We start from the raw sequence: 21447 nt of genomic DNA, 5'->3' as shown, positions 1-21447 counted from the left end.
GTCGGAATGGGATTGTTTGTTCGCAAGAACAGCTCTCCCGCGCCACGCACACGATGAGCGTGCCAGCGCCAGGCGCCACGATCGCCCGGCGCTGATTTATCCCTTGAGCGTTTCATCGAAGTAAGGCGCCGGCCACAAGCCGGCGCCATCTCATCTGATGTTCGCCAAGACAGCGGCAAAAAAACAAAGCGTCCATCAATGCGCACGCTGCGATCCCCTTCTTTGAGGACAAATCCGTTGTTTTTCAGAAAAATGAAGTTGGCACCACGCTCAATTTTCGGCTTTGGCTTGATTGGCTTGGTCGTCCTGCTGCTGGGCCTGTTCTCATTGAGTATGGTCAAGCAAATGAGCGTGCAGTCCGAAGCCATCAGAGAGGTCTGGGTCCCCGGACTCAACAGACTTGCAGAGCTGAACAAAACCGAAGATCGAGCCGGAATAATGACCTTTCGGATGGTCGTTCTACGGGACCCGGCAGCCTTGGTTGCCAATAAAACTGCACTGATGCAAGTAATCGAAAGCGTTCGACAGCAGCAAGATGATTTTGCCACGCACCTGCACGAAAAGTCGGAGCAGGAAATCTTCGAACGCTACCTTCAAGCCTACAAGGCTTTCAGTCATGAGCGACTCGAAGTCATCCGGCTCGCAGCAGGTGGGCAAACGGCATCGGCTATTGAGATACTGAACGGCCCCATCGATAAATTTGCCATGGAACTGGGCGTCAGCTCGGGGCAGCTGCTGGATTTTTATCTGAAGCATTATCACCAGGCAGCTGAAAACGAACAGCAGACACGTGATCGTGTCGTGACGGGGGTCATTGCGGCAATGGCGCTGGCCGCCCTGCTGACGGTACTGCTGGCAACGCTATACACCAGAAGTATTAACCAGCCACTGCTCAATGCTCTTAAGGTAGCGGAGAACATTGCGCGAGGTGATTTGACCTCTTCGATCGACGATACGGGGAAAGATGAGCCGGCCTTATTACTTCAGGCATTGAAGGCCATGCAGGGCAATCTTCACAACACCGTCCTGCGTATAACGGACTCTTCCACCCTGCTGGCTTCATCCTCGCAGCAGTTTCATTCAGTGATAGCAACCGCCACGAGCGGGCTCCAGGAACAGAACAGGGAAATCGAGCAAGCCGCCACAGCCGTGAATGAAATGACCGCTGCAGTCGATGAAGTGGCGAAAAATGCATCGGCAACGGCACAGGCTTCACGAACCACGGATGTCGCGGCACAAACCGGGAAAGCTCGCGTCGTCGAAACACTTGAGTCGCTCTCACTATTAGCAGAGCGCATTTCCATTACCGCAGATCGCGTAGAAGCACTTGCAAGCAGCGTGTCCGGCATTAACCGGGTGTTAGAGGTGATACGGTCGATCGCTGAGCAAACCAACCTTCTGGCGCTTAACGCGGCGATTGAAGCCGCCCGGGCTGGCGAAGCCGGTCGTGGTTTTGCCGTCGTCGCCGAGGAAGTGCGGGCATTAGCTTTTCGCACGCAGCAATCTACGGGTGAGATTGAACAGATGGTCAGCGAGCTAAGCAGCGTGGCGGCGCACACATTGTCGTCCATGCAACTGAGCACGGATCGTGTCCACTCAACCTTAGGCATTGCTCAAGAGGCGGATTCGGCGTTGCAACAGGTAACCATTGCAGTCGAGTCAATCAGTCAAATGAACATCGTCATCGCCACCGCGTCCGAGCAGCAAGCCCAAGTCTCTCGGGAAATTGACCGGAGCTTGATCAGCATTCGTGATCTGTCGGTGCAAACCTCGGCGGGCGCGGTACAGATTCATTCGACCAGCGAAGAACTGTCGCTCCTGGCCACGGGTCTGCGCGGACACATCAACAGGTTTCGCCTCTAGCTCGGGCGTTCAGCATTCTTTGCGCGAGGTTTTATACATGATCGAATTCCACCAAGTCACCGCGTACCAACAACAGACACGGGTGCTCAATCGGTTGTCGTTGAAGATTGAACCGCACGAGCGCGTGGCAATCCTGGGCCCCAACGGCGCGGGTAAAAGCACCCTGCTTAAACTGATAACCCGGGAGCTGTATCCCGTTGCGCAGGAAGGCAGCTACCTGAAGCTTTTTGACAGCGAAACGATTCATCTTTGGCAGTTGCGGGACAGGATCGGTTTTGTTTCGCACGACCTGCAAGAGAACTACACGCCCTATACCACGGCATTAGAGGTTGTCGTTTCCGGTTTTTTCGGTGCCATTGGCAGTCATGAACACCTTCAACCGACGAATATCCAGGTCGATCAGGCGCGGGCAATGATGACCAGACTCGGAATTGCGCAGGAAGAGGCCTGCATGTTTCAGCGCCTTTCCACGGGCCAGAGGCGGCGTCTCCTGCTGGCCCGAGCACTTGTTCATCATCCCGAGGCGTTGATTTTCGATGAGCCCTCCAATGGCCTGGACATGGGCGCCAGCGTGGCCATGCTGACGCTGTTGCGCAGCTTTTGCAGTAAGGACCGGTCATTGATCATCACCACTCACCACGTTGACGAGATCATTCCCGAAATTGACCGCGTGGTGCTAATCAACCGAGGACAAATTATTGCTGACGGCCCAAAACCCGACATTCTGACGAGTGAAACCTTGTCAGAGCTGTATCAGACCCCGCTACACATCAGCGAGAAAAATGGCTGGTACCGCTGCTGGCACGACTAAGAGAAGCTTGCCAGTCAGGACTGTCTTGGAGTCGCAGCGGCCATTCCTCCCTGGCGTGCCACCTTCAGGAACGCGTGCACCGTACCCGCCGTTTCATTCACACGGCTGATGAGCAACAGGTCGGCTTGGGGTTCGACGTCATCGAAGGTTCGATAGATCAGGCCGGGAATCATCACTTGTGTCAACGGCTCGGGCACCAGCGCTACGCCCATTCCAGCGGCCACCAATGCCAGCACACTCAAGGTGCTGGTGGTGCGCTGAACCTTGGGCTCACGCCCCAGTGCTTTGCGAAGCGCGGCAAGCATGTGTTCATCCGCACCGTGGGCGGCATAGACGATCAACGACTCGGCACCCAGCATCGGCACGCGCAAGGGCTGTTGATTGGCCAACGGATGGTCCTCGGGCATTGCAACGACCAAGGGCCACGTGCCAATTCGCTCAAACAGGAGTGCGGTGTCCAGAGCCTGTCCGCCATGACTGGGGGCATACCCCAAATCCAGCTGGCCGTTCTGAATAGCTTCGACCTGCAGGTGCGGCGCCAACTCGCGCAGGACGACCTCCGCGTCCGGGAACGCCTTACGAAAGGCGCGAACGTCGGCCATTAACCTACCACTGAACACGGCGTTGCCGGCGAAGCCAATCCGTACGGTGCCCATTTCGCCGCGCAGAGACCGCTGCACCACTTGTTGGGCGTGCGCCGCCTGATCGAGGGTGCGTTGTGCTTCGGCACGCAGCAGGGCACCCGCCTCCGTGAGCTCTACGCGACGGCTGGTACGCAAGAACAGAGGCCCGCCGAGTTCTTCCTCCAGGGAACGGATTTGCATGCTCAGGGCGGACTGAACGATGTGCAGACGCTGGGCGGCCCGACCAAAATGGCCTTCCTCGGCAACAGCCAGAAAATAACGTAAATGCCGCAGATCCATTGCCGTAAGCCTCATCAGATTTAATGATTGATCGTTCATATCAATCTATTTGAAGTTATCTGTCCAGAGGACGATGCTGAATCCGACACTCCGTTACCTGCCAAGGACACCTCATGCAGACTTACCTCGAAGACCGGTTTCAAATCACTGACCTGATCACCGGCTGGATTCATCGTGACTTGGGCCAATGGGATGAGTTGGCCAACCTCGCTCATCCTGACGGGACCATTGAAATCACCTGGTTTGAAGGGCCGTTCGCCGAGTTTGTCGAAGGCTCCAAGCGCATGGGCAACTCCGACCTGCGCACCAAACACTTGATCGGCACCCCGGTGGTGACCTTCAACGGCAATAAAGCCATTGTCGAAACCAACGCGGTAATCGTGGCCGAAAACGTCAAGCTGGGTCTGGGGTGCAGCGTGCACAACCGTTTTTATGACCTGGCCGAAAAACGCGAAGGCCTGTGGAAGCTGGTCAAACGCCAAAGCATCTATGACATGGGTAGCTTCACTTTCCCACAAGGCCTGGTCGAGATTGATCGTGACCTCGTAGCGCGTTATCCGCGTGAATACGCGCCACTGGCCTATCTGTTGGATAAGAGCGGTTTTCCACTCAATCGTCTGTTTGCCACTCGCGGCAGTGAGCTTGAACAAGGCATACGGGCCGAAGCTCGCGCATGGCTCGCTGACTGACAAGCCGCGATTACCAACCTTTTAACCGAGAGCTTATCCGCACCCTCCACTCGTTCCGATATTGCAAACCAAACACCGCTATTACCGAAAATAATTACAACAGAGGTATTTGCTTGTGAACAATCAACTCGACATCTGCGCGATCGTCGAAAGAAGCCGGTTGGGCGCCTTTCAGCTGCTTGTGCTCGTTCAATGCTTCCTGTGCATGGTCGTCGATGGCTTCGATATTCAAGCCATGGCCTATGCAGCCCCCAGCCTCATTGCCGATTGGGGTATTCCCAAAGCCAACCTGGGTCCGGTGTTCAGCATCAGCATGCTCGGTATGTTGATCGGGTCGCTCGCGCTGGGCTCGGTGGCCGACCGCGTGGGGCGGCGGCCAGTACTTGTAGCCGCCTCGCTGGTGATGGCGGTCTTGATGTTTTTCACCGCCCACGCGACGACGGTGGATGGCCTGATGACGCTGCGGTTTTTCACCGGGATCGCCATGGGTGCCATCGTGCCGAACGTTGCTACCCTGGTGACGGAATTTGCACCGAGGCACAACCGCGTCATGCTGTTGACGCTGGTGTCTTCGGGCATGGTGGTCGGCGGCCTGGTCGGCGGCGCTATTGCAGCCGCGCTGATTCCACAGTACGGCTGGCAAGCGGTGTTCTACCTGGGCGCCATCGCACCGTTGTGCGTGGGTGTGCTGATGTTTTTTGCCCTGCCCGAATCGCTTCAATGGAGCGTACTGCGTGCACGCCAGCTCGACCGTGTCAGGGCCATCCTGAAACGCATTGAGCCTGGCCTGCAGATCGATCCGCAGACTGTCCTGGTCATCGGTGAACCGCGCAAGAAAGGCCTGTCGTTCTCTCTATTGTTCGCCGAAGGTCGGCTGCCGGGCACGCTGCTGCTGTGGCTGATCAACTTTATGAACATGCTCTGCGTGTACTTCCTCGCCTCATGGACGCCGGTACTGATGAGCGGCGCAGGCCACACCCCTTCACAAGCGGTGCTTGCGGGCACATCCATGTGGCTGGGTGGCCTGGCGGGCGGCTGGCTGCTGGGCTGGTTTGTCGACCGCCGCGGCTTCGGCACCGTGCTGGTGCCCACGTTTATCGTGTCTGCCATTGCCATTCTTTTGTTCAGCCATTTCTACGCTTCGATCAATCTCGCTTACCTGACTATCGCTGTCGCAGGCTTTGGCATCCTCGGCGGCCAGGCGGCATTGAACGCCATGACCGCGACTTTTTATCCGACCGCCTTGCGCGCCACCGGTACTGGCTGGACGCTGGGTGTCGGTCGCCTGGGCGGCATCTGTGGACCGTTCATTGGCGCCACATTGCTGCACCTGCAGTGGTCCACGAGTGATCTGCTGGTGGCCGCCGCCATTCCCGCCGCCATCGCGGCGCTTGGCATCTTCAGCTTCTGGCGCCTGAACCGAGCCGTGGGAATACCCGCTACCAACTGACGGCCGCCGCGAGTGGCCAGCGAATGGCCGCTTCCCCAACAAAAATAAGAGAAACCCCATGAAGAACATCAACGTCAAATCGTTTGGTGCGGTTTTGCTCGCGCTCGCAACAAGCCATTGCCTGGCCGGGCAGCGTGCAGACGTCGGCGAAGGCACCGTGTTTCGCAGCATTGTCGGCGACTCTCTGGAACGCGATTACGGCATTACAGTGTCCGGCCTGCTGGACGCCGGTTACTCACGCAATAACAACTCATCCCGCGACGACCGCAAGTCAGGGCAAACCAACACACCGATCGCTGGCTTTTCGGACGAAGGATTTGAACTGGCCACCCTTCACCTGTTTGCCGATAAAGCGTTGAAGGCCAACTTCGTTCCCCGTGTCACGCCATTGCCGGGCCCGGCGCCGACCGAGGCCTCTTTCGGATTTACCCTTGAAGCCGCCTATGGTCGTAATGCCCAGCAGGCGCGCACGTATGGTTGGGATATGCATTGGGGCATCAACTCGCCCGGCGATAACGATGCGGACAAGGCCCGGCGCGACAAGCAGAATTTTCTGGCTGTACCCAACATTGCCGCCACCGCTTACTTGCCCTATGCAGGTGGGTTCACCGCGATCGCCGGTATCTTTGGCTCAGGGTTGGGTTACGAGATACCACCTAACATCCGTGCCGCACGCAACCCGTTTGCCAGCCGCTCCTATGCCTTCATGACCGAGTCCGGCGCCGTATCCGGCTTCCTGCTGGGCAAACGCTTGATCAACAACTCCAGCATGCTGTTCGGTGCGGAACTGGGGGTGATTCAGGGTCAGGGCAACTTGCGCGACAACAACGACAGCAAGGCGCTGCTCGGTGCGTTGCGCTGGCGCACGCCGGACATGAACACCTGGATCGATTATGAGTTTCTGGTCGGCGACTCACAGAACGACAGTCGCAGCGATATCCAGACGCCGCGCGGTCGACTGATTTCAACCGATGGCCAGTTCAAGCAACAGCACTCGCTCAATGGCTGGCATCGGTTCAATGAGCAATGGTCGATGGGTGGGGAAATGGTCTACGGCCACCAGGACGGAGACGGTAAGGCTTCCACCGTCGACATCGTCACGGGACCCGGTTTTGATGGCGCGCATTGGTGGGGTGCCAACGTCGTGCTGACCTACCAGCAACGCAAGGACTTGTCGTTCTCAGTACGCGCCGAGCATTTCGACGACCCGGACGGCTACGTCCTGTTCCCCTCTTCCACCGCTCCCGGCGCGTTTAATGCACTGACGACGGGGGCCCGTTACGACTTCAACAAATACCTGACCCTGCGGCCGGAGTTGAGATACGACTGGTTCAATGGCCGCGACGATGCCCTTCCGTTTGGTCAAGGCGATGCCCGCAACCAGTTGACCGCTACCGTGGAAGCGCTGGTGTACTTCTGAGAGGCGCAAAAAACCATCGCTCGGTGAGTTCACTACAGAGCGATGGCGTTGAAGCCGTACTAAAAATAATAGAGCGCCTCGACCATGGTGCTCAGTTGCGTGCGATCACGACCGTTGCCATATGGACGGTCATGATCTCGGCCATCGAACCAGTCGTAACGAAATTCCGGGCGCAGCGACAGGTTCTTGTTGACGTCATAACGAAACCCCGTGGTGACCGCATTGAAGTCACCTCGGGCAGTCGTTGTCGGGAAGAGGACAAAACCCTCTGGATCACTGAAGTGGTCGCCCCGCAGAGACCAGGACAGCTGCGGTTGAATCTGATAGGTCACCACCGCGTTGGCGCCCCACCAGGAAGCGCCATCGAAACCCGGACCATTGACGACATCGACCGTCGAGGCTTTTCCATCCCCATTCTGCCGGCCGTAAACAACTTCGGCGCCCATCGACCGTTGCTGGTCGAATTTGTGCCAGCCATTCAGCGAGTGTTGCTGCTTGAATTGCCCCGACGGCGAAACGATTCGCGAGGGTGGTGCCTGCACGTCACTGAAGTCGTCATTCTGTTCATTGCCGACAATGAATTCGTAATCGATCCAGGTGTTCATATCCGGCGTGCGCCAGCGCACCGCTCCCATCAGCGACTTGTCGTCGTTATTGTCACGAAGACTATTCCAACCCTGCACCACACCCAATTCGACCCCCAAAATACCCGAGCCACCGTTGTAGACACGGCTACTGGCGAGCACCCCGGCGACTGTGCCGGGCTCGCTGACAAAAGCGTAGGTTTTGCTGGCGAAAGGGTTTCTCGCGAAACGAACATTGGGCGGGATTTCATAGCCCATCGCCGGGCCAAATACGCCGGCCATGAAACTGACACCAGGGCCATAAGGTACATACATCTCTACGGCTGAATTGGGAATCGAGAGGAAATAGTCTTTGTCACGCTGGGCTTTGGAATTGACCTGCTCGTTCATGTCCAACGCCATATCTCAGCCGTAGGTCCTGGCGAATTGCGAGTTACGACCATAGTTGAGTTCGGCGGTAAAACCGAAAGAAAAATCTCCTGGCGTTGGGCCTGGCAGCGGAGTGATGCGCGGGATGAAGTTGCCCTTGAGTTGTTTATCCACGAAAAGGTGAAGGCTACCCAATTCCAACCCTTCATCCGACATGCCAGTGATGGGCAAATTGCTCAGTCCGTCCTCTCGTTCTTTATGGTTCGAACGGTTATTGCGCGAGTAGGCGATGTCCAGCAGGTTCGATACGGTGATGCCGTAATCGCGCTTTAGGCTGTGGCCGAACACACTACGAAACAACGTGCCTTCACCGGTCTTTTCAGTTTCATCGGCATAGCAGTTCACCATCGCGAGGGCGGCCAGAACCGCGCTAAGCGCTTTCACTTTAACGTTTTTCATTTTCTGTCTCTTGTTGTTATTGTCAGAAACCCACCTCTAGGGGTGGGCCGTAAGTGGGGGTTAGAGGTTGGTGGCCTGGAAACTGATCTGGCGCCACGTGTTACCACGGCGCAGCCAGACTTGCGTGGTGATCACATCCATTTCACGACGCTCTGCGGTGGCGCGAAATTCGATGCTCTGCACCAAACGCCCGGTGGCAACCGCGATGTCGCTGTGGACCTGAACGTGAAAATCCTGCTGCCGTTCCACCCGCAAGAATCGGATGGCCGTCTCGACCAGTCGCAAGTAAGCCGGTTTGTCGTCGACCTGACCGGTGGCATGGATATGCACCAACTGATCATCAACGAGCTCTTCCAAAGCGCCGATATCGCCGTCCACCAATGCACGACAGCGAGCATTTTCCAAATCGATTATGGCGTTGGCGATGGCTTGATCATTCATGGGTGTTTCTCCCGAAAGGAAATACCAAGGGCCGCTTCCTGCACATGCGGCCCTCGCTGTGCATCACTCAAATTTCGCTGCGCACCACGTTTTCGATGGCGCTGAGCCCGTCGATCTCGACACGTACCCGATCGCCTTTGCGTAGCCAGCGCGCAGGTTTGAAACCCGCGCCGACGCCCCCCGGCGTACCGGAGAAAATCACATCGCCAGGTTCCAGGGTCATGACTTTGGAAAGGTGCTCGATTTGCTGGTAGCAATCGAAAATCAGTTGGCTGGTATTTGATTCCTGCCGCTTTTCATCATTCACAAAGCATCTGATGCCCAGTTGATGGGGATCGCCAATCTCATCAGCCGTGACGATCCACGGGCCAAATGGCGCGTGGGTATCGAACGACTTGCCCAAGGTGAATTGCGAAGTGCGCAGTTGCCAGTCACGGACACTGACGTCGTTGCCGACGCAGTAACCGAAGATCGCCGTCCGCGCAGTCTCCGGGGTGAGATGGCGACAGCGCTGCCCGACGATGAAGACCATTTCAGCTTCGTAGTCGAGGGTCTCGGACACTTTCGGCAAATCGACAGGCGCGAATGGACCATTGGCCGCCGTGCTCATCATCGCGAACCACAACTGGTCCGCCGGCCTGTCCATGCCCGACTCCTCGACATGGTCGGCATAATTGAGACCGATGCCGAGGATCTTGCCCGGGCGCGGCACCGGTGCCAGTAGCGTGACCTGATCAAGTGCAATGCCCCTCGCACCGCTGCTCCCGGCCAACTGTTGCAGAGGCTCGCGCCAATCGGCCCACGCGCTGATCAATTCGATCATGCTGGCGGGTGCCGCGTTGAAATGATCACTGATGCGAATGACCTTCTCACCGACAACCAAACCAACGGCAGGGCTGCCATCCTGGATCTGGAACGTACACAGTTTCATGCTGTTTACCTGTATTGAGGGCCGAGGTTTACGCCAGTGGCGGCAGTGCCCAATGCGCACAGTTGTTCATCGCTGGCGCCTGCACGCCACATCGCGACCAGTTCATCGGCATCGAATTCGGTGCCAATCGGGTTAGCGGCGAAGGTCTCGGAATGAAAGAAGGCAGCGGCATCGGCGGCATCAGCGAAGTTGTCGACCTGCAACTCGATGTCGTTGCCTTCCGGGTCGCGGTAGTAAACCGACGTGGTGGGGCCATGGTTGATGGTCCAGACCGGCATGATGTCGAGCCCCTTGAGGCGTTCATAAGTCGCCAACACTTCACCAATGTTCTGATAGCTGTAGGCAATGTGATGAACACCGACCATGTTGTCGGTTTTTTCCGGCAGATCCGGCATGTTGAAAAATGCCAGGCGATGGTGCTCATCGTCATAGGTGATAAAGGTCAGAATGTCGTCCTCGAACACCAGGTCGGCCTGGAATATTTTCCGGTACCAATCGACCATGGATTTGCGATCGGCGCAGCGGTACACCAGGTGAGCCATCTTGAACGGCGCGATGCGTAGGGCGCCGGTATCGAGGCCGGTTGATTGCAGTGCAGTCATGTTCGTTCTCCTTGTTTTTGTTGTGACGAGTCAGATCGAGACACGGCGGAAGTCCGCCAACAGTGTTGCCAGGTAAGCGAGGAATCGGCCGGCTTCAGCGCCGTCCACCGCGCGGTGATCCCATGACAGCGACAACGGCAGTTGCAGGCGTGGCTGGAACGTCGAGCCGTCCCACGTGGGTTGCATCGAGGCTTTGCCGACGCCGAGGATCGCCACTTCCGGAGCATTGATGATCGGGGTGAAATGCCCTCCTCCGATTCCTCCCAGCGACGACACCGTGAAGCAGCCTCCACGCATTTGCTCTCCAGAAAGTTTGCCGTCTCGGGCCAATTGCGAGAGTTCGGCCATTTCAGCGGCGAGCGCAGCGATCCCCTTGCGATCCACATCGCGAATCACCGGGACCACAAGACCGTTGGGTGTGTCTGCAGCGAAGCCGATATGGAAGTACTGCTTCTGTACGATTTCATCGCCTTCCAGGCTGACGTTGAACTGCGGAAACCGCTGCAACGCCGCCACGCACGCCTTGATCAGGAACGCCAGCAGGGTGATCTTGGCCTGCCCCGTCTTCGCCTCCTGATTGAGCTGCACACGCAGCGATTCGAGATCGCTAATATCGGTCTGGCTGTGATTGGTGACGTGCGGAATGCTCACCCAGTTGCGATGCAGGTTGGCCGCCGATAGACGCTTGATGCGAGAAACCTGACGACGCTCGATCGGCCCGAATTTGGCGAAGTCGACTTCTGGCCACGGCAGCACATTGAGGCCCGTGCCCCCGCTAGCCGCCGGCGCGGGATTGGCCCGCTGCGCCTTGACGAACGCCTTGACGTCGTCACGCTGAATCCGACCTCTGGGATCGCTGGCCTTGACGTCATTCAGATCGACACCCAGTTCACGTGCAAGCTTGCGCACGGCGGGACCGGCCAGCACGAGCGATGCGGCACGCGGTTTTTGCGCATCAGGTGCCGCCTCCTGCATCGACGCTGGCGTGGTTACCTCCGGCAGCGCTGCAAGAACCGGCGCAGGTGCCGCCGCTACCTCCGGCTGGGCAATGACGTTGTCCGCGAACTCAACGTGCGCAATCACAGTGCCTTTGGAAACGCAGTCACCGGGTTTGATCAGCACCTCACGAATCGTGCAGTCGCGGGTGCTGGGCACATCCATCACCGCCTTGTCGGATTCGAGGGTGATCAGCGCCTGCTCGACCGAGACCTTGTCACCGGGTTTGATCAGTACATCGATCACCGGCAGGTTCTGAAAGTCACCAATATCGGGAACCATGAGTTGTTGCATAAGTTAGTCTCCTTGTTCTCGATTCAGCGGTTCCACGGGGCGTCGAGGGCGACGTCAATGCCGTAGCGCTCACGGGCTTGTGCCGCTTTTTGCGGATCAATGGCAGCCAATGCGGCGACAGCGATGTGCTGGCTATCCATCTCGAAGAAACGGCGCAGGGCCGGGCGGGTGTCACTGCGGCCGAAGCCATCCGTGCCCAGGGCGATGTAGGGCGCATGAATGTAGGGGGCGATCAGTTGCGCATAGCCGCGTACGTAATCGGTGGCGGCCACAACCGGCAAGTCGCCGGACAGGCATTGCTGCACGTAACTTTGCGACTGCAGTTCGGCGCCAAACAGTGCGCTGCGCTCCACTTCACGGGCTTCGCGTGCCAGCTCGGAGAAGCTGGTGACGCTCCAGATTTCGCTGTTTACGCCCCAATCCTCGGCGAGCAATTCAGCGGCAGCGATCACCTCGCGCAGGATCGAACCCGAGCCGAGCAGTCGCACTGCGGGGGCAACGCCCTCGTCGCCGCGGCCACCGAAACGGCGCATGCCTTTGATCACCGCGTCGTACTCAATTTCAGTGAGTGGCGCCTGGGTGTAATTCTCGTTGGTGACCGTCAGGTAGTAGAACTCGTCATGCTGCTCTTCGAGCATGCGTCGGCTGCCATGATCGATGATCACCGCGACCTCACTGGCGAACGCCGGATCGTAGGCGCGGCAATTCGGTACCGTGGAAGCGATCAGTTGGCTGGTGCCGTCCTGGTGCTGCAATCCTTCACCAGACAGCGTGGTGCGGCCGGCCGTGGCGCCGATCAGGAAACCGCGGGCACGCTGATCGGCGGCAGCCCAGATCAAGTCGCCGATGCGCTGAAAGCCAAACATCGAGTAGTAGATGTAGAACGGCAACATGGTGATGCCGTTGACGCTGTAGGACGTGGCTGCCGCCACCCAGGAGGAAATGGCACCGGCTTCGGTGATGCCCTCTTCCAACAGCTGACCGTCCCTGGACTCTTTGTAGTAGAGCATCGCCCCGGCATCTTCCGGTTCGTAGAGCTGCCCGACGGGTGAGTAGATTCCGATCTGCCGGAACAAGTTCGCCATGCCAAAGGTGCGAGCCTCGTCGGCGACAATGGGCACGATGCGCGGGCCCAATTGCTTGTCCTTCAGCAGGTTGGTGAACAACCGGACGACTGCTGTCGTCGTCGACGTTTCACGCTCGTCCGGGGTCAGCGCAAATTGCGCATAACTGGCCAGCGCCGGCACCGACAGCGCATCAGCCTGAGTCTTGCGACGCGGCATGTAACCACCCAGCTCGGTGCGCCGGGCATGCAGGTAGCGCATTTCTGCACTGTCTTCAGCGGGTTTGTAGAAGCGCATTTCTTCCAGCGCTTCGTCATCCATCGGAAGCGCAAAGCGGTCGCGGAATGCCTTAAGCGCTTCAACGTCAAGCTTCTTCTGCATGTGCGACGTGTTACGCGACTCGCCAGCCAGTCCCATGCCGTAACCTTTTTTGGTCTTGGCGAGGATCACCGTTGGCTGACCGTTGTGCTGTTTGGCGGCTGCAAACGCGGCGTAAAGCTTGCGAAAATCGTGACCGCCACGGCGCAGCCCGTCGATTTCCTGCGGCGTCATGTGCGACACCAACGCCTGCAACTCTGGATCGAGGTCGAAGAAATGCTCGAGGTTGTAAGCGCCGTCATTGGCACCCAGGGTCTGGTACTGGCCATCAACGGTGTGGGCGAAGCGGCGTAGCAAAACGTTGTTGCGATCACGCGCAAACAACGCATCCCAATCCGAGCCCCAGACCACCTTGATCACGTTCCAGCCGGCGCCACTGAACAGCGACTCCAGCTCCTTGATAATCTGACCGTTGCCGCGCACAGGCCCGTCCAGGCGTTGCAGGTTGCAGTTGATGATAAACGTCAGATTGTCGAGGTTTTCTCGCGCCGCGAGGGAGAGCGCAGCAATGGATTCCGGCTCGTCCATCTCGCCATCGCCGAATACCCCCCAGACATGTCGCTTCGAGGTGTCAGCGATACCGCGATGCTCCAGGTAGCGCAGAAAGCGCGCCTGATAGATCGAGCTGATTGGGCCGATGCCCATCGAACCGGTCGGAAATTGCCAGAAGTCCGGCATCAACCAAGGGTGTGGGTAGGAGCACAAACCGCCTCCATCCACTTCCTGGCGATATTTCGCCAGTTGCGCCTCATCAAGGTGCCCTTCGAGAAATGCGCGCGCATAAACGCCAGGCGCCGAGTGCGGTTGGAAGTAGACCAGGTCGCCCTTCGATTCGGCATTGTCGGCGCGAAAAAAATGGTTGAAACCGACTTCGAAAATCTCCGCGGCCGATGCATAGCTGGCGATGTGACCGCCTAATTCGCCATACGCCTTGTTGGCCCGGGCCACCATGGCCAAAGCATTCCAGCGGATGATCGAGGTGATGCGCTCTTCCATCGCCAGATCGCCGGGATAGGCCGTCTGCTTGTCCAGAGAGATACTGTTTTGATACTGCGAATAGGGGTGAGCGGAACGCCGCACACCCAAGTGGCTGGCATGTTCAGCGAGACGTTGCAGAAGGAAATCCACACGTTCGGAACCTGCATGGAGGGCGATGCTTTCCAACGCGTCGAGCCACTCGAGGGTTTCCTGCTTATCGATGTCGTTGTCTGTTTGCACAGGCAATTCTCGGATGCTAGCGGTCATGGCAAATCACTCGGTTTACATTTAATCGGCATGAACTGCCCCTGGGCATTCCTCGCGGAATACCCCATCGGGCTGTTTCAGGCGCCTATTTATTGCTACGGACGGACGTCACCAGACGTCGACGCAACCACTCCATTCGGCACTGGGCGCGCGGGCGTGCATCTGGTGGTAGCGGCCGCTGTAGAAAAGCAGCGGCTTGCGTTGTGCGCCGACGCGCACATGTTCGATCTCGCCGATGTAGAGCAGGTGGTCACCGGCCGGGTGCACGTCGACCGTACGGGCAACGAGGTGCACGAGACTGCCGTCCAGCAATGGCGTGTCCCCGTGGTAGGAGAAGGGCAACACAGCGCCCTCCTCCGGCCGTCCACCGAAATGACCGCTCAGCCAACGCTGGCTTTCGGCAAGAAAATTGACCCCGAACCGCACGCCCTCACCCACAAACTGGTTGAAGCTCGAGGCATTGCGGATTGAAATCAGGATCAGCGGCGGTTCCAGCGAGACCGACATAAAGGCATTGGCGGTCATGCCGGCTGGCTGGCCGTCGGCGACGAAGGTCACCACGGTCACGCCGGTGGCGAACTGGCCCATGACCGAGCGCAGAAGTTTGGCGTCCATAGGAGAATCCTCGGGTTCGTGGCGGCGTTCAGATCAACGGCGTGACAGTGTTTTCCACACCGAGTAGCGCCTTGCCATATAGCTCGTTACCGACCGCGGGCAGCGCCACGGCATGGCGCGCTGCGGTGTTTGAATCACGCCACCAGCGTTGCATCGGACTGGCTTCGGAAAAGCTCCCGGCACCATGCGCGGACAACAGGATGTTGATTGCATCGGTGATCAGGGTGTTGATCAGGCCAACGTCAGCGCGGATTCGCGCACGGGTCAACGTATCCAGCTTGATGCCCTGGCGTGAGGCTGCGTCCATCTCATCGGTGGCGCGGAAGGCACGCAGGTGAGCGGTGTCAATCTTCAGGGCGGCTTCTGCGATCTGAGTCTGGAACACCACCGAATCAGTTTGTTTTTCGAAAGAGGTGTAAGCCACGGCCCGGCGCGGCGCATTGTCGATCACATACTTCAACGCCGCGCGACCCAGGCCGAGTTGCGGGCCGTTGAGAATCAACGAAGCAAAGGGAACAAACAGGCCACGGTAAGCGGTTTCATCCTTGAATTCAGTGGCGTATTCACCTTCGATCGCACCCGCCATGTTCAGCAAACGATGATTGGGTACGAACACTTCATCGGCAACGATGCAGTTGCTGCCTGAAGCGCGCATGCCGACGGTGAACCAGGTGTCTTCAATGCTGTAATCGGCTTTAGGCATCAGCGCCAGGTACTGCGCGACGACTGTGCCATTGGTATCGCGCTCCTCGGCACCGACAACAGCCCAATCAGCATGAAGGCTGCCCGACGACGAGTACCACTTACCCGAGACAATCAGGCCACCGTCTACCCGGCGAGTTGTCGGCGACGCGTTGAACACCCCGGCGACGCGTGCGTCCGGATTAGCGCCGAAGACTTCGTTTTGCGCTTGTTCCGAAAACAGACTGGTGAACCAGGCACACACGTTGGTCAATGCAACGACCCACGCGCTCCCGCCACACGCTTCGCCCAGCGCCGCGGACACCTCGAGGTGCGAACGTAGCGTGCCTTCGTAGCCGCCATAACGTTTGGGCACCATCAACCGGAACAGCCCTGCTTCACGAATGGCCTCAATGTTTTCTTCAGAGGTGCGGCGGTCTTTTTCCGACGCTACGGTGTTCTTGCGCAGTAGCGGCTGCAGCGCCTCGGCGCGCTTAACCAGCTCTGACAGCGTCGGTGCCGACGCAAATGCAGTGAGTGTATCAACGTTCTGAAAAATCGCTTCTGTGCTCATACCAACCTCGAATGTCATAATGAACTAAAATGTCATTTGCAAATTCCGGGTGAGCGAATACCCCGGCAAGCATTGATTGCTCGGCCGTGTGCGGGCGATCACCCGATCTGGTTACATTGTCAGAATCTTGCTGTCAGCAAAGATTTGCCGAAGGTCGATGGCTTTTGAAAACCGTGACGTGCCAATTCGAACGAGCACAGGGCGACGTGGGATGAGGTCGGGCGGCAGGATGTGATGGGTTGAACATTTTCGTCTCCTATTATTTTTATGACGATATTGTCATTACGACAATTGAGTTAAATGTAGGACAAGAATTTACCCCGCGCAAGGTTTTTTAGACATATTTGTCATTCTGAAAGTTAAGCTATAAATTGTCACTCTGACGTCGTGTCATTGTTTGAGGCCTTACAGTGCAAATACCAGAAATCGATAAAGCCGTTTCCGATCACCGCCCAAGAGTCGCCAAGAAAAAGCGCGAAGTCATGCGCAGTAAATTGCTCGACGCAGCGATGCGTGTTTTTGCGGCACCGGGCGGCTCGCCTCCGGTCATCGATGATGTGATTCGGGAAGCAAACGTATCGCGAGGCACCTTTTACAACTATTTCGATTCGCTGGATCAAGTGCTCGTGGCCATCGGCCAGGAGCTCAATAACCAGATGACCACCGATATCCTGCCGGTCTATGACGTCCTGACCGAACCCTGGCAGCGCGCCGCTGTAGCCTCCAGGCTGTTCCTGATGCGTGCCCTCCTTGATTCGAAATGGGCCGGTTTTGTCACACGCGCTGACGCATGGCAGCACAACACGCTAGTCGCGGAATACATGGCCAAGGATCTCGAGAATGGCAAAGCCGCCGGTGACTTCAGGTTTAACCGGCTCGACGCTACGACAGACTTTCTTATGGGTGCTTCAGCCCATGGCATTCAAGCCATTCAACAAGGCGTGGACCGTCCCAATCAATACATGGATGCATGCGTGCGGCTAACGCTGACAAGCCTGGGTTGCAGCACTGAAATGTGCGAAGCCGGCGTGGCATTTTCCGTGTCTTATCTGAAATCGTGGATGAAAGGAGAACTGACGGCGAGCAAGCCTGACTGGGCGCTCAATATGAACGCTGAAGCCGCGCGGCAATTTATTGCCTATTCGCCTGAAACCGAATCCTGAATTCTTCTGTCCTGCTCACCCTTACACCCGGTCTGTTTAGGAATTGCTTATGAAAGCTGCCGTAGTCCACGATTTCAACGCGCCCCCGCGTTACGACGATTTCACCACTCCGATAGCGGAGGCCGGCGAAACGCTCGTTCAGGTTCGAGCCGCTGCACTTAGCCAGTTGGTCAAAGCCCAGGCGTCTGGCCGTCATTACAGCAGCGGCAAGATACTGCCCTTGGTTCCCGGTGTGGACGGCGTTGGAATCCTGCCCGACGGCCGTCGGGTCTACTTCGCCTTTCCACGAAAGCTGTTCGGTTCGATGGCTGAGACAAGTGTTGTGCAACTGGAGAACTGCGTGGACATTCCCGATGATGTAGATGACGTCACGGCGGCGGCAATTGGTAACCCCGGGATGTCGTCATGGACTGCCCTTCTCGACCGGGCAAAATTTGTTCCCGGCGAAAACGTATTGATCAATGGCGCAACTGGCGTTTCCGGCCGGTTGGCGATTCAAATCGCGAAACATCTTGGTGCTGCAACAGTCATTGTCACCGGTCGCAACGCTCAAAGTGTCCAGGGATTGGGGGAGCTGGGAGCCGACCTGGTGATCCCTCTCGATGCACCGGCAGATGAGTTAAAAGACACCTTCCGCGAAGCAATGCATACGCACAAAGTCAGCGTGGTACTCGACTACCTGTGGGGACCTTCTGCCGAATGCTTGCTGAATGCGGCTGCCGGGCAAGGTCATCATTCAGGTGAGCCACGGATTCGATTTGTGCAGATTGGTTCTATGACCGGCAACAACATTAATCTGCCAGGCTCACTGTTGCGTAGTTCCGGCCTTGAGCTGATGGGCAGCGGCCTGGGCAGCGTTTCCAACGCAGGCCTGGTCCAGGCGGTGGGTGGGGTTTTACGGGCAATCGGCAGCGCCGGCTTGTCGATTGCCTCCGAAGCGGTAGCGTTGGAGGATGTGAAAAGCGCCTGGCAGCATGAGGGCTCATCGCGGCTGGTGTTTGCCCTATAACGATAGCAGCCACTTACCTCGCACAAGGTTTTACGGTCCTGGAGTTCTCGCGTTCAGCGCCTCATGTGTTTTCGGTGGCTGCCGATTCATAACCCCTCCTGCCATGATCGCTGCGCTGCCCCCATGGCTTTCAGGTTTCGATTTAAGAGGGGGTATCGCCGCAAGATCATTCAGGCGACACGATCACCATAGCCAAGCGGTAGAAAAATCAAAGCGCACTAGTCTGGGGGCTCGCTGGGTCACCCGCAGCCGATGCCACTCGCGCCTGCAGGTAGACCTTGGAAAACGCCACCGCCCCCTGCGCCTGCGCGTTAGCCACACCGAAACCGCGCAGCACCATCAAAATTACCGCGTCGATGTAGACCTCCGGGTCGTCCACTTTGCGCTGGGTCATACTACGAACCCCTTCCAGCGTCGCGCCGATCAGAGCATCGACGCCTGCCTGCATTGAGGGTAGGTCAAGCAAGTGGGCGCGCCGCCCCGCCTCCAGGTCGGCGAATACGTACTCCAGCAGGATCGACTCGTGCTGCACTAACTCGGCCCTCAGGAAAAACGCCGCCCAGCGACGGTCGGTATGCGCACGAAGCAGAAAAAGCCGCATCGCCGTGCTGATGCGCTCCAACGGATGAGTCAGCACGTCATACACGGGCAGGATGTGCAGGGTCATGCCGTCGGTGGCTTCCTGGCCTATGGCAGCCAATGCCTCCTCCAGTGAAGCAAAGTGTTTGTAGAACGCTCCTCGGGAAATCTGCGCCACCCGGGCCACATCCTCGATGCTGACCGAAACCTTTGCAGGGTCGGCCAGCAAGTCCATGGTCGCCGAGAGTATTCGGGCGCGCATCGCATCACGTTTGCGCCGAGCGGTCACGGTTCGGTGATCCTGCGGTGCATCCATGTCTTCTCTCACTGTGGCCGGATTTTCCATTTGCGTTATGCCTTTTTGCATCAAATCGCCCACTCACCTAGATGAATATATATCTTGACCGTTAAAATATATTTTAACTAGTATCGAATTCGTCACCGTGACGAATTTGTCACTATTATGTCACATGCTCATCCAAATAATCCCAATAACAGGAAAAGCCATGAATGCCGTCCTCCACAATGCGATTGTCGATGCCCACGTTGATAACAACAATCTTATTGCCCGCGCCAGCGGTTTGGTCGAGACCTTGCGCTCGCGTACCCGTGAAGTCGATGAACTGGCCCGTCTGCCCGAAAACACAGTGGCCGACCTCGACGCCATCGGCGCCTTCGACCTGATGATTCCACGCCAGCATGGCGGCCTGCAAACAAGCGTCAGGACCTACATGGAAGTGGTCAGCGAAATCGGCCGTGGAGATGCCTCGGCCGGCTGGGCCTGTGCGCTGATCAATATTTGTAACTGGATGCTAGCAACCCTATACCCCAAGGCGGTCAGCGACCCCATCTTCGCCAGCGGCGGCAAGGTGCGCAGCAGCGGCGTGCTGTCGCCACGCAAGCCAAGGTCAAGCGCCAGGCAGGCGGTATCCTCATCGAAGAAGGCCTGTGGGGATTCAATAGCGGTGTGTACCACGCACAGTGGGACATGCTGGGGATTCCGATCGTCAATGATGCTGGCGAAACCGTAGACCAAGGACTGGCGCTCATCCCGATTCAGGACATTACCCTGCTGCACGATTGGGACACCATGGCACTTCGGGGTAGCGGCAGTACCTCGGTGTCGGTAAAAAATCTGTTTGTACCCGATGAGCGCATCGCCTCGGTGTCCAAAGCCATCGCCGGCGAGTACGCCTCCACACACTTGCAAGGTGAAGCACTTTATCGTGGCGCGTTCATCCCGCTGCTAGCAATCATCCTGGTTTTCCCGGCATTGGGCATCGCCAAGGCAGCAATGGAAACCTTTCTCACTAAACTACCAGGCCGCGGCATCCAGTACACCTGGTACAACCAACAGGATGAGGCAGCAGTGACCCACCTGCAGGTAGGTGAAGCCTCGGCCAAGCTTGATGCTGCACGTTTGATCGTGGAGCGCTGCGTGGACGAAATAGACGCCTGTGCCGCTGGCGGCTCGGCGATGGACCGGCAAACGCGCGCGCGCATCCGCCGCGACACCGGTTATGCCAGCCAGCTGATCTGGGAAGGCGTCGACCTGCTGGCCACCGCCAGCGGCGGTTCCCTGGCTGGCACCTCCAACCCATTCAACCGCCTGTGGCGCGACGCGAGAGTGGCCAATCTGCACGGTGTGGTGTGTACCTCCACCAATCTGGAACTGTTTGGGCGAATCCTGTGTGGCAAAGAGGCCAATACACCCCTGGTGTAAAAGCACGACTCAGGCGGCGGCCACGCGCACTGGCCGCTCGGCAAACGAATGGAGAAAAACAATGAATAATGCACACAATGACGCTGCGAAATTTCGCCGCGTGATGGGCCGCTTTGCCACGGGTGTAACGGTAGTGACCTACGAACGGGAAAACCAACCGGCAGGTATGACGGCCAATGCGTTCCTGTCGGTGTCACTGGAGCCGCAACTGATCCTGGTGTCGATCAAGAACGAGTCACGCTTTTGCAACCACATCAAGCAAGGCGACTGTTACGGCGTGAACTTTTTGACCGAACAACAGGAGCACCTTAGCGGCCACTTCGCCGGGCGTGCCGTGGAGGGACTGGACGTGGCCATGAACAAGGTTCAGGGCGTGCCAATCATCGAGGGCAGCCTGGCCCACATTGGTGCTCGGGTGGTCCAGATCCATGCGGCCGGCGACCACCAACTGTACATCGCTGAGGTGGTCGAGCTTGTCGAAGCAGAACAGGCGCGACCGCTACTGTTCTTCTCCGGCCAATACGGCAAGTTGAACGCAGCTTGAGGCCGGGAGGGTCGACGGCGAGACGGCATCATTGCTCCCG

Annotated in this window: 19 protein-coding genes and 1 pseudogene; 10 read left to right on the top strand and 10 right to left on the bottom strand. The window is 57.8% G+C overall.

Going from position 1 to position 21447, the window contains the following annotated elements; genetic code table 11:
* Positions 1–198: 198 nt before the first annotated feature.
* Together ACA041_RS10100 and ACA041_RS10095 are read left to right on the top strand one after the other, a co-directional pair.
* On the top strand, positions 199–1863 hold the full coding sequence (locus tag ACA041_RS10100; RefSeq protein ID WP_497440962.1) for a methyl-accepting chemotaxis protein: 1665 nt from the start codon (positions 199–201) through the stop codon (positions 1861–1863).
* A 37-nt stretch (positions 1864–1900) separates the two neighbouring features.
* Entirely contained in the window at positions 1901–2674 is a 774-nt protein-coding gene (locus ACA041_RS10095; protein WP_497440961.1) for an ABC transporter ATP-binding protein, read from the top strand.
* Between the two features lie 14 nt (positions 2675–2688).
* Here the strand turns inward: ACA041_RS10095 and ACA041_RS10090 are convergent, their stop codons facing one another.
* Positions 2689–3597: a LysR substrate-binding domain-containing protein gene (locus tag ACA041_RS10090; RefSeq protein WP_348124490.1), complete on the bottom strand. Its 909-nt coding sequence runs from the start codon at positions 3595–3597 to the stop codon at positions 2689–2691.
* Positions 3598–3710: 113 nt separating this feature from the next.
* Between ACA041_RS10090 and ACA041_RS10085 the strand changes: the two genes are divergently transcribed.
* From ACA041_RS10085 to ACA041_RS10075, 3 genes are all read left to right on the top strand, one after another.
* The gene (locus ACA041_RS10085; RefSeq protein WP_497440960.1) at positions 3711–4286 is read left to right on the top strand and encodes a nuclear transport factor 2 family protein; all 576 of its coding nucleotides are present in this window, start codon (positions 3711–3713) and stop codon (positions 4284–4286) included.
* Positions 4287–4401: 115 nt separating this feature from the next.
* Complete coding sequence (locus ACA041_RS10080; RefSeq protein ID WP_497440959.1) at positions 4402–5736, top strand: MFS transporter; 1335 nt, start codon at positions 4402–4404, stop codon at positions 5734–5736.
* Positions 5737–5794: 58 nt separating this feature from the next.
* The gene (locus ACA041_RS10075; RefSeq protein WP_497440958.1) at positions 5795–7156 is read left to right on the top strand and encodes an outer membrane beta-barrel protein; all 1362 of its coding nucleotides are present in this window, start codon (positions 5795–5797) and stop codon (positions 7154–7156) included.
* Positions 7157–7215: 59 nt separating this feature from the next.
* Here ACA041_RS10075 and ACA041_RS10070 read toward each other — a convergent pair.
* The 8 genes and pseudogenes from ACA041_RS10070 to ACA041_RS10035 all read right to left on the bottom strand — a co-directional run bounded on the left by ACA041_RS10070 (position 7216) and on the right by ACA041_RS10035 (position 16389).
* Positions 7216–8568 (bottom strand): annotated as a pseudogene (locus ACA041_RS10070) (outer membrane beta-barrel protein).
* A gap of 60 nt (positions 8569–8628) precedes the next feature.
* Positions 8629–9009 (bottom strand): nuclear transport factor 2 family protein, encoded by a 381-nt coding sequence (locus ACA041_RS10065; RefSeq protein WP_497440957.1) that lies wholly within the window; start codon positions 9007–9009, stop codon positions 8629–8631.
* A gap of 67 nt (positions 9010–9076) precedes the next feature.
* Positions 9077–9940, bottom strand: coding sequence for a fumarylacetoacetate hydrolase family protein (locus ACA041_RS10060; RefSeq protein WP_497440956.1), 864 nt, complete (start codon positions 9938–9940; stop codon positions 9077–9079).
* Positions 9941–9945: 5 nt separating this feature from the next.
* Complete coding sequence (locus tag ACA041_RS10055; protein ID WP_497440955.1) at positions 9946–10542, bottom strand: VOC family protein; 597 nt, start codon at positions 10540–10542, stop codon at positions 9946–9948.
* Positions 10543–10572: 30 nt separating this feature from the next.
* A complete protein-coding gene (locus ACA041_RS10050) occupies positions 10573–11832 on the bottom strand; it encodes a 2-oxo acid dehydrogenase subunit E2 (RefSeq protein WP_497440954.1) in 1260 nt (419 codons plus the stop codon).
* 23 nt (positions 11833–11855) lie between these two features.
* Positions 11856–14519 (bottom strand): alpha-ketoglutarate dehydrogenase, encoded by a 2664-nt coding sequence (gene mdeB, locus ACA041_RS10045; protein WP_497440953.1) that lies wholly within the window; start codon positions 14517–14519, stop codon positions 11856–11858.
* 108 nt (positions 14520–14627) lie between these two features.
* Positions 14628–15134 carry a flavin reductase family protein gene (locus tag ACA041_RS10040; protein WP_497440952.1) on the bottom strand — a complete coding sequence of 169 codons (507 nt, stop codon included), beginning with the start codon at positions 15132–15134 and terminating at the stop codon, positions 14628–14630.
* 28 nt (positions 15135–15162) lie between these two features.
* Positions 15163–16389, bottom strand: coding sequence for an acyl-CoA dehydrogenase family protein (locus ACA041_RS10035; RefSeq protein ID WP_497440951.1), 1227 nt, complete (start codon positions 16387–16389; stop codon positions 15163–15165).
* Between the two features lie 410 nt (positions 16390–16799).
* Between ACA041_RS10035 and ACA041_RS10030 the strand changes: the two genes are divergently transcribed.
* Both ACA041_RS10030 and ACA041_RS10025 read left to right on the top strand, forming a co-directional pair.
* Complete coding sequence (locus tag ACA041_RS10030) at positions 16800–17552, top strand: TetR/AcrR family transcriptional regulator (RefSeq protein ID WP_497440950.1); 753 nt, start codon at positions 16800–16802, stop codon at positions 17550–17552.
* Positions 17553–17601: 49 nt separating this feature from the next.
* Complete coding sequence (locus tag ACA041_RS10025) at positions 17602–18561, top strand: quinone oxidoreductase family protein (RefSeq protein ID WP_497440949.1); 960 nt, start codon at positions 17602–17604, stop codon at positions 18559–18561.
* Between the two features lie 208 nt (positions 18562–18769).
* Here ACA041_RS10025 and ACA041_RS10020 read toward each other — a convergent pair whose 3' ends face one another.
* Positions 18770–19486: a TetR/AcrR family transcriptional regulator gene (locus ACA041_RS10020; RefSeq protein ID WP_497440948.1), complete on the bottom strand. Its 717-nt coding sequence runs from the start codon at positions 19484–19486 to the stop codon at positions 18770–18772.
* A gap of 160 nt (positions 19487–19646) precedes the next feature.
* Between ACA041_RS10020 and ACA041_RS10015 the strand changes: the two genes are divergently transcribed.
* From ACA041_RS10015 to ACA041_RS10005, 3 genes are all read left to right on the top strand, one after another.
* Positions 19647–20171 (top strand): acyl-CoA dehydrogenase family protein, encoded by a 525-nt coding sequence (locus tag ACA041_RS10015; RefSeq protein WP_497440947.1) that lies wholly within the window; start codon positions 19647–19649, stop codon positions 20169–20171.
* On the top strand, positions 20108–20863 hold the full coding sequence (locus ACA041_RS10010; protein WP_497440946.1) for an acyl-CoA dehydrogenase family protein: 756 nt from the start codon (positions 20108–20110) through the stop codon (positions 20861–20863). The genes ACA041_RS10015 and ACA041_RS10010 overlap by 64 nt, the downstream gene beginning before the upstream one ends.
* Before the next feature lie 61 nt (positions 20864–20924).
* A complete protein-coding gene (locus ACA041_RS10005) occupies positions 20925–21407 on the top strand; it encodes a flavin reductase family protein (protein WP_497440945.1) in 483 nt (160 codons plus the stop codon).
* Positions 21408–21447 lie beyond the last annotated feature (40 nt).

Source organism: Pseudomonas sp. LBUM1676 (assembly GCF_059695605.1).
The sequence above is the reverse complement of the archived record's forward strand: the minus strand, read 5'-3'. Positions and strand labels throughout refer to the sequence as shown.

Coding starts and splice junctions, on each gene's coding strand:
- ACA041_RS10100 (WP_497440962.1), top strand. CDS start 199: ATGCGCACGCTGCGATCCCCTTCTTTGAGGACAAATCCGTTGTTTTTC.
- ACA041_RS10095 (WP_497440961.1), top strand. CDS start 1,901: ATGATCGAATTCCACCAAGTCACCGCGTACCAACAACAGACACGGGTG.
- ACA041_RS10090 (WP_348124490.1), bottom strand. CDS start 3,597: ATGGATCTGCGGCATTTACGTTATTTTCTGGCTGTTGCCGAGGAAGGC.
- ACA041_RS10085 (WP_497440960.1), top strand. CDS start 3,711: ATGCAGACTTACCTCGAAGACCGGTTTCAAATCACTGACCTGATCACC.
- ACA041_RS10075 (WP_497440958.1), top strand. CDS start 5,795: ATGAAGAACATCAACGTCAAATCGTTTGGTGCGGTTTTGCTCGCGCTC.
- ACA041_RS10065 (WP_497440957.1), bottom strand. CDS start 9,009: ATGAATGATCAAGCCATCGCCAACGCCATAATCGATTTGGAAAATGCT.
- ACA041_RS10060 (WP_497440956.1), bottom strand. CDS start 9,940: ATGAAACTGTGTACGTTCCAGATCCAGGATGGCAGCCCTGCCGTTGGT.
- ACA041_RS10055 (WP_497440955.1), bottom strand. CDS start 10,542: ATGACTGCACTGCAATCAACCGGCCTCGATACCGGCGCCCTACGCATC.
- ACA041_RS10050 (WP_497440954.1), bottom strand. CDS start 11,832: ATGCAACAACTCATGGTTCCCGATATTGGTGACTTTCAGAACCTGCCG.
- mdeB (WP_497440953.1), bottom strand. CDS start 14,519: ATGACCGCTAGCATCCGAGAATTGCCTGTGCAAACAGACAACGACATC.
- ACA041_RS10040 (WP_497440952.1), bottom strand. CDS start 15,134: ATGGACGCCAAACTTCTGCGCTCGGTCATGGGCCAGTTCGCCACCGGC.
- ACA041_RS10035 (WP_497440951.1), bottom strand. CDS start 16,389: ATGAGCACAGAAGCGATTTTTCAGAACGTTGATACACTCACTGCATTT.
- ACA041_RS10025 (WP_497440949.1), top strand. CDS start 17,602: ATGAAAGCTGCCGTAGTCCACGATTTCAACGCGCCCCCGCGTTACGAC.
- ACA041_RS10020 (WP_497440948.1), bottom strand. CDS start 19,486: ATGGAAAATCCGGCCACAGTGAGAGAAGACATGGATGCACCGCAGGAT.
- ACA041_RS10015 (WP_497440947.1), top strand. CDS start 19,647: ATGAATGCCGTCCTCCACAATGCGATTGTCGATGCCCACGTTGATAAC.
- ACA041_RS10005 (WP_497440945.1), top strand. CDS start 20,925: ATGAATAATGCACACAATGACGCTGCGAAATTTCGCCGCGTGATGGGC.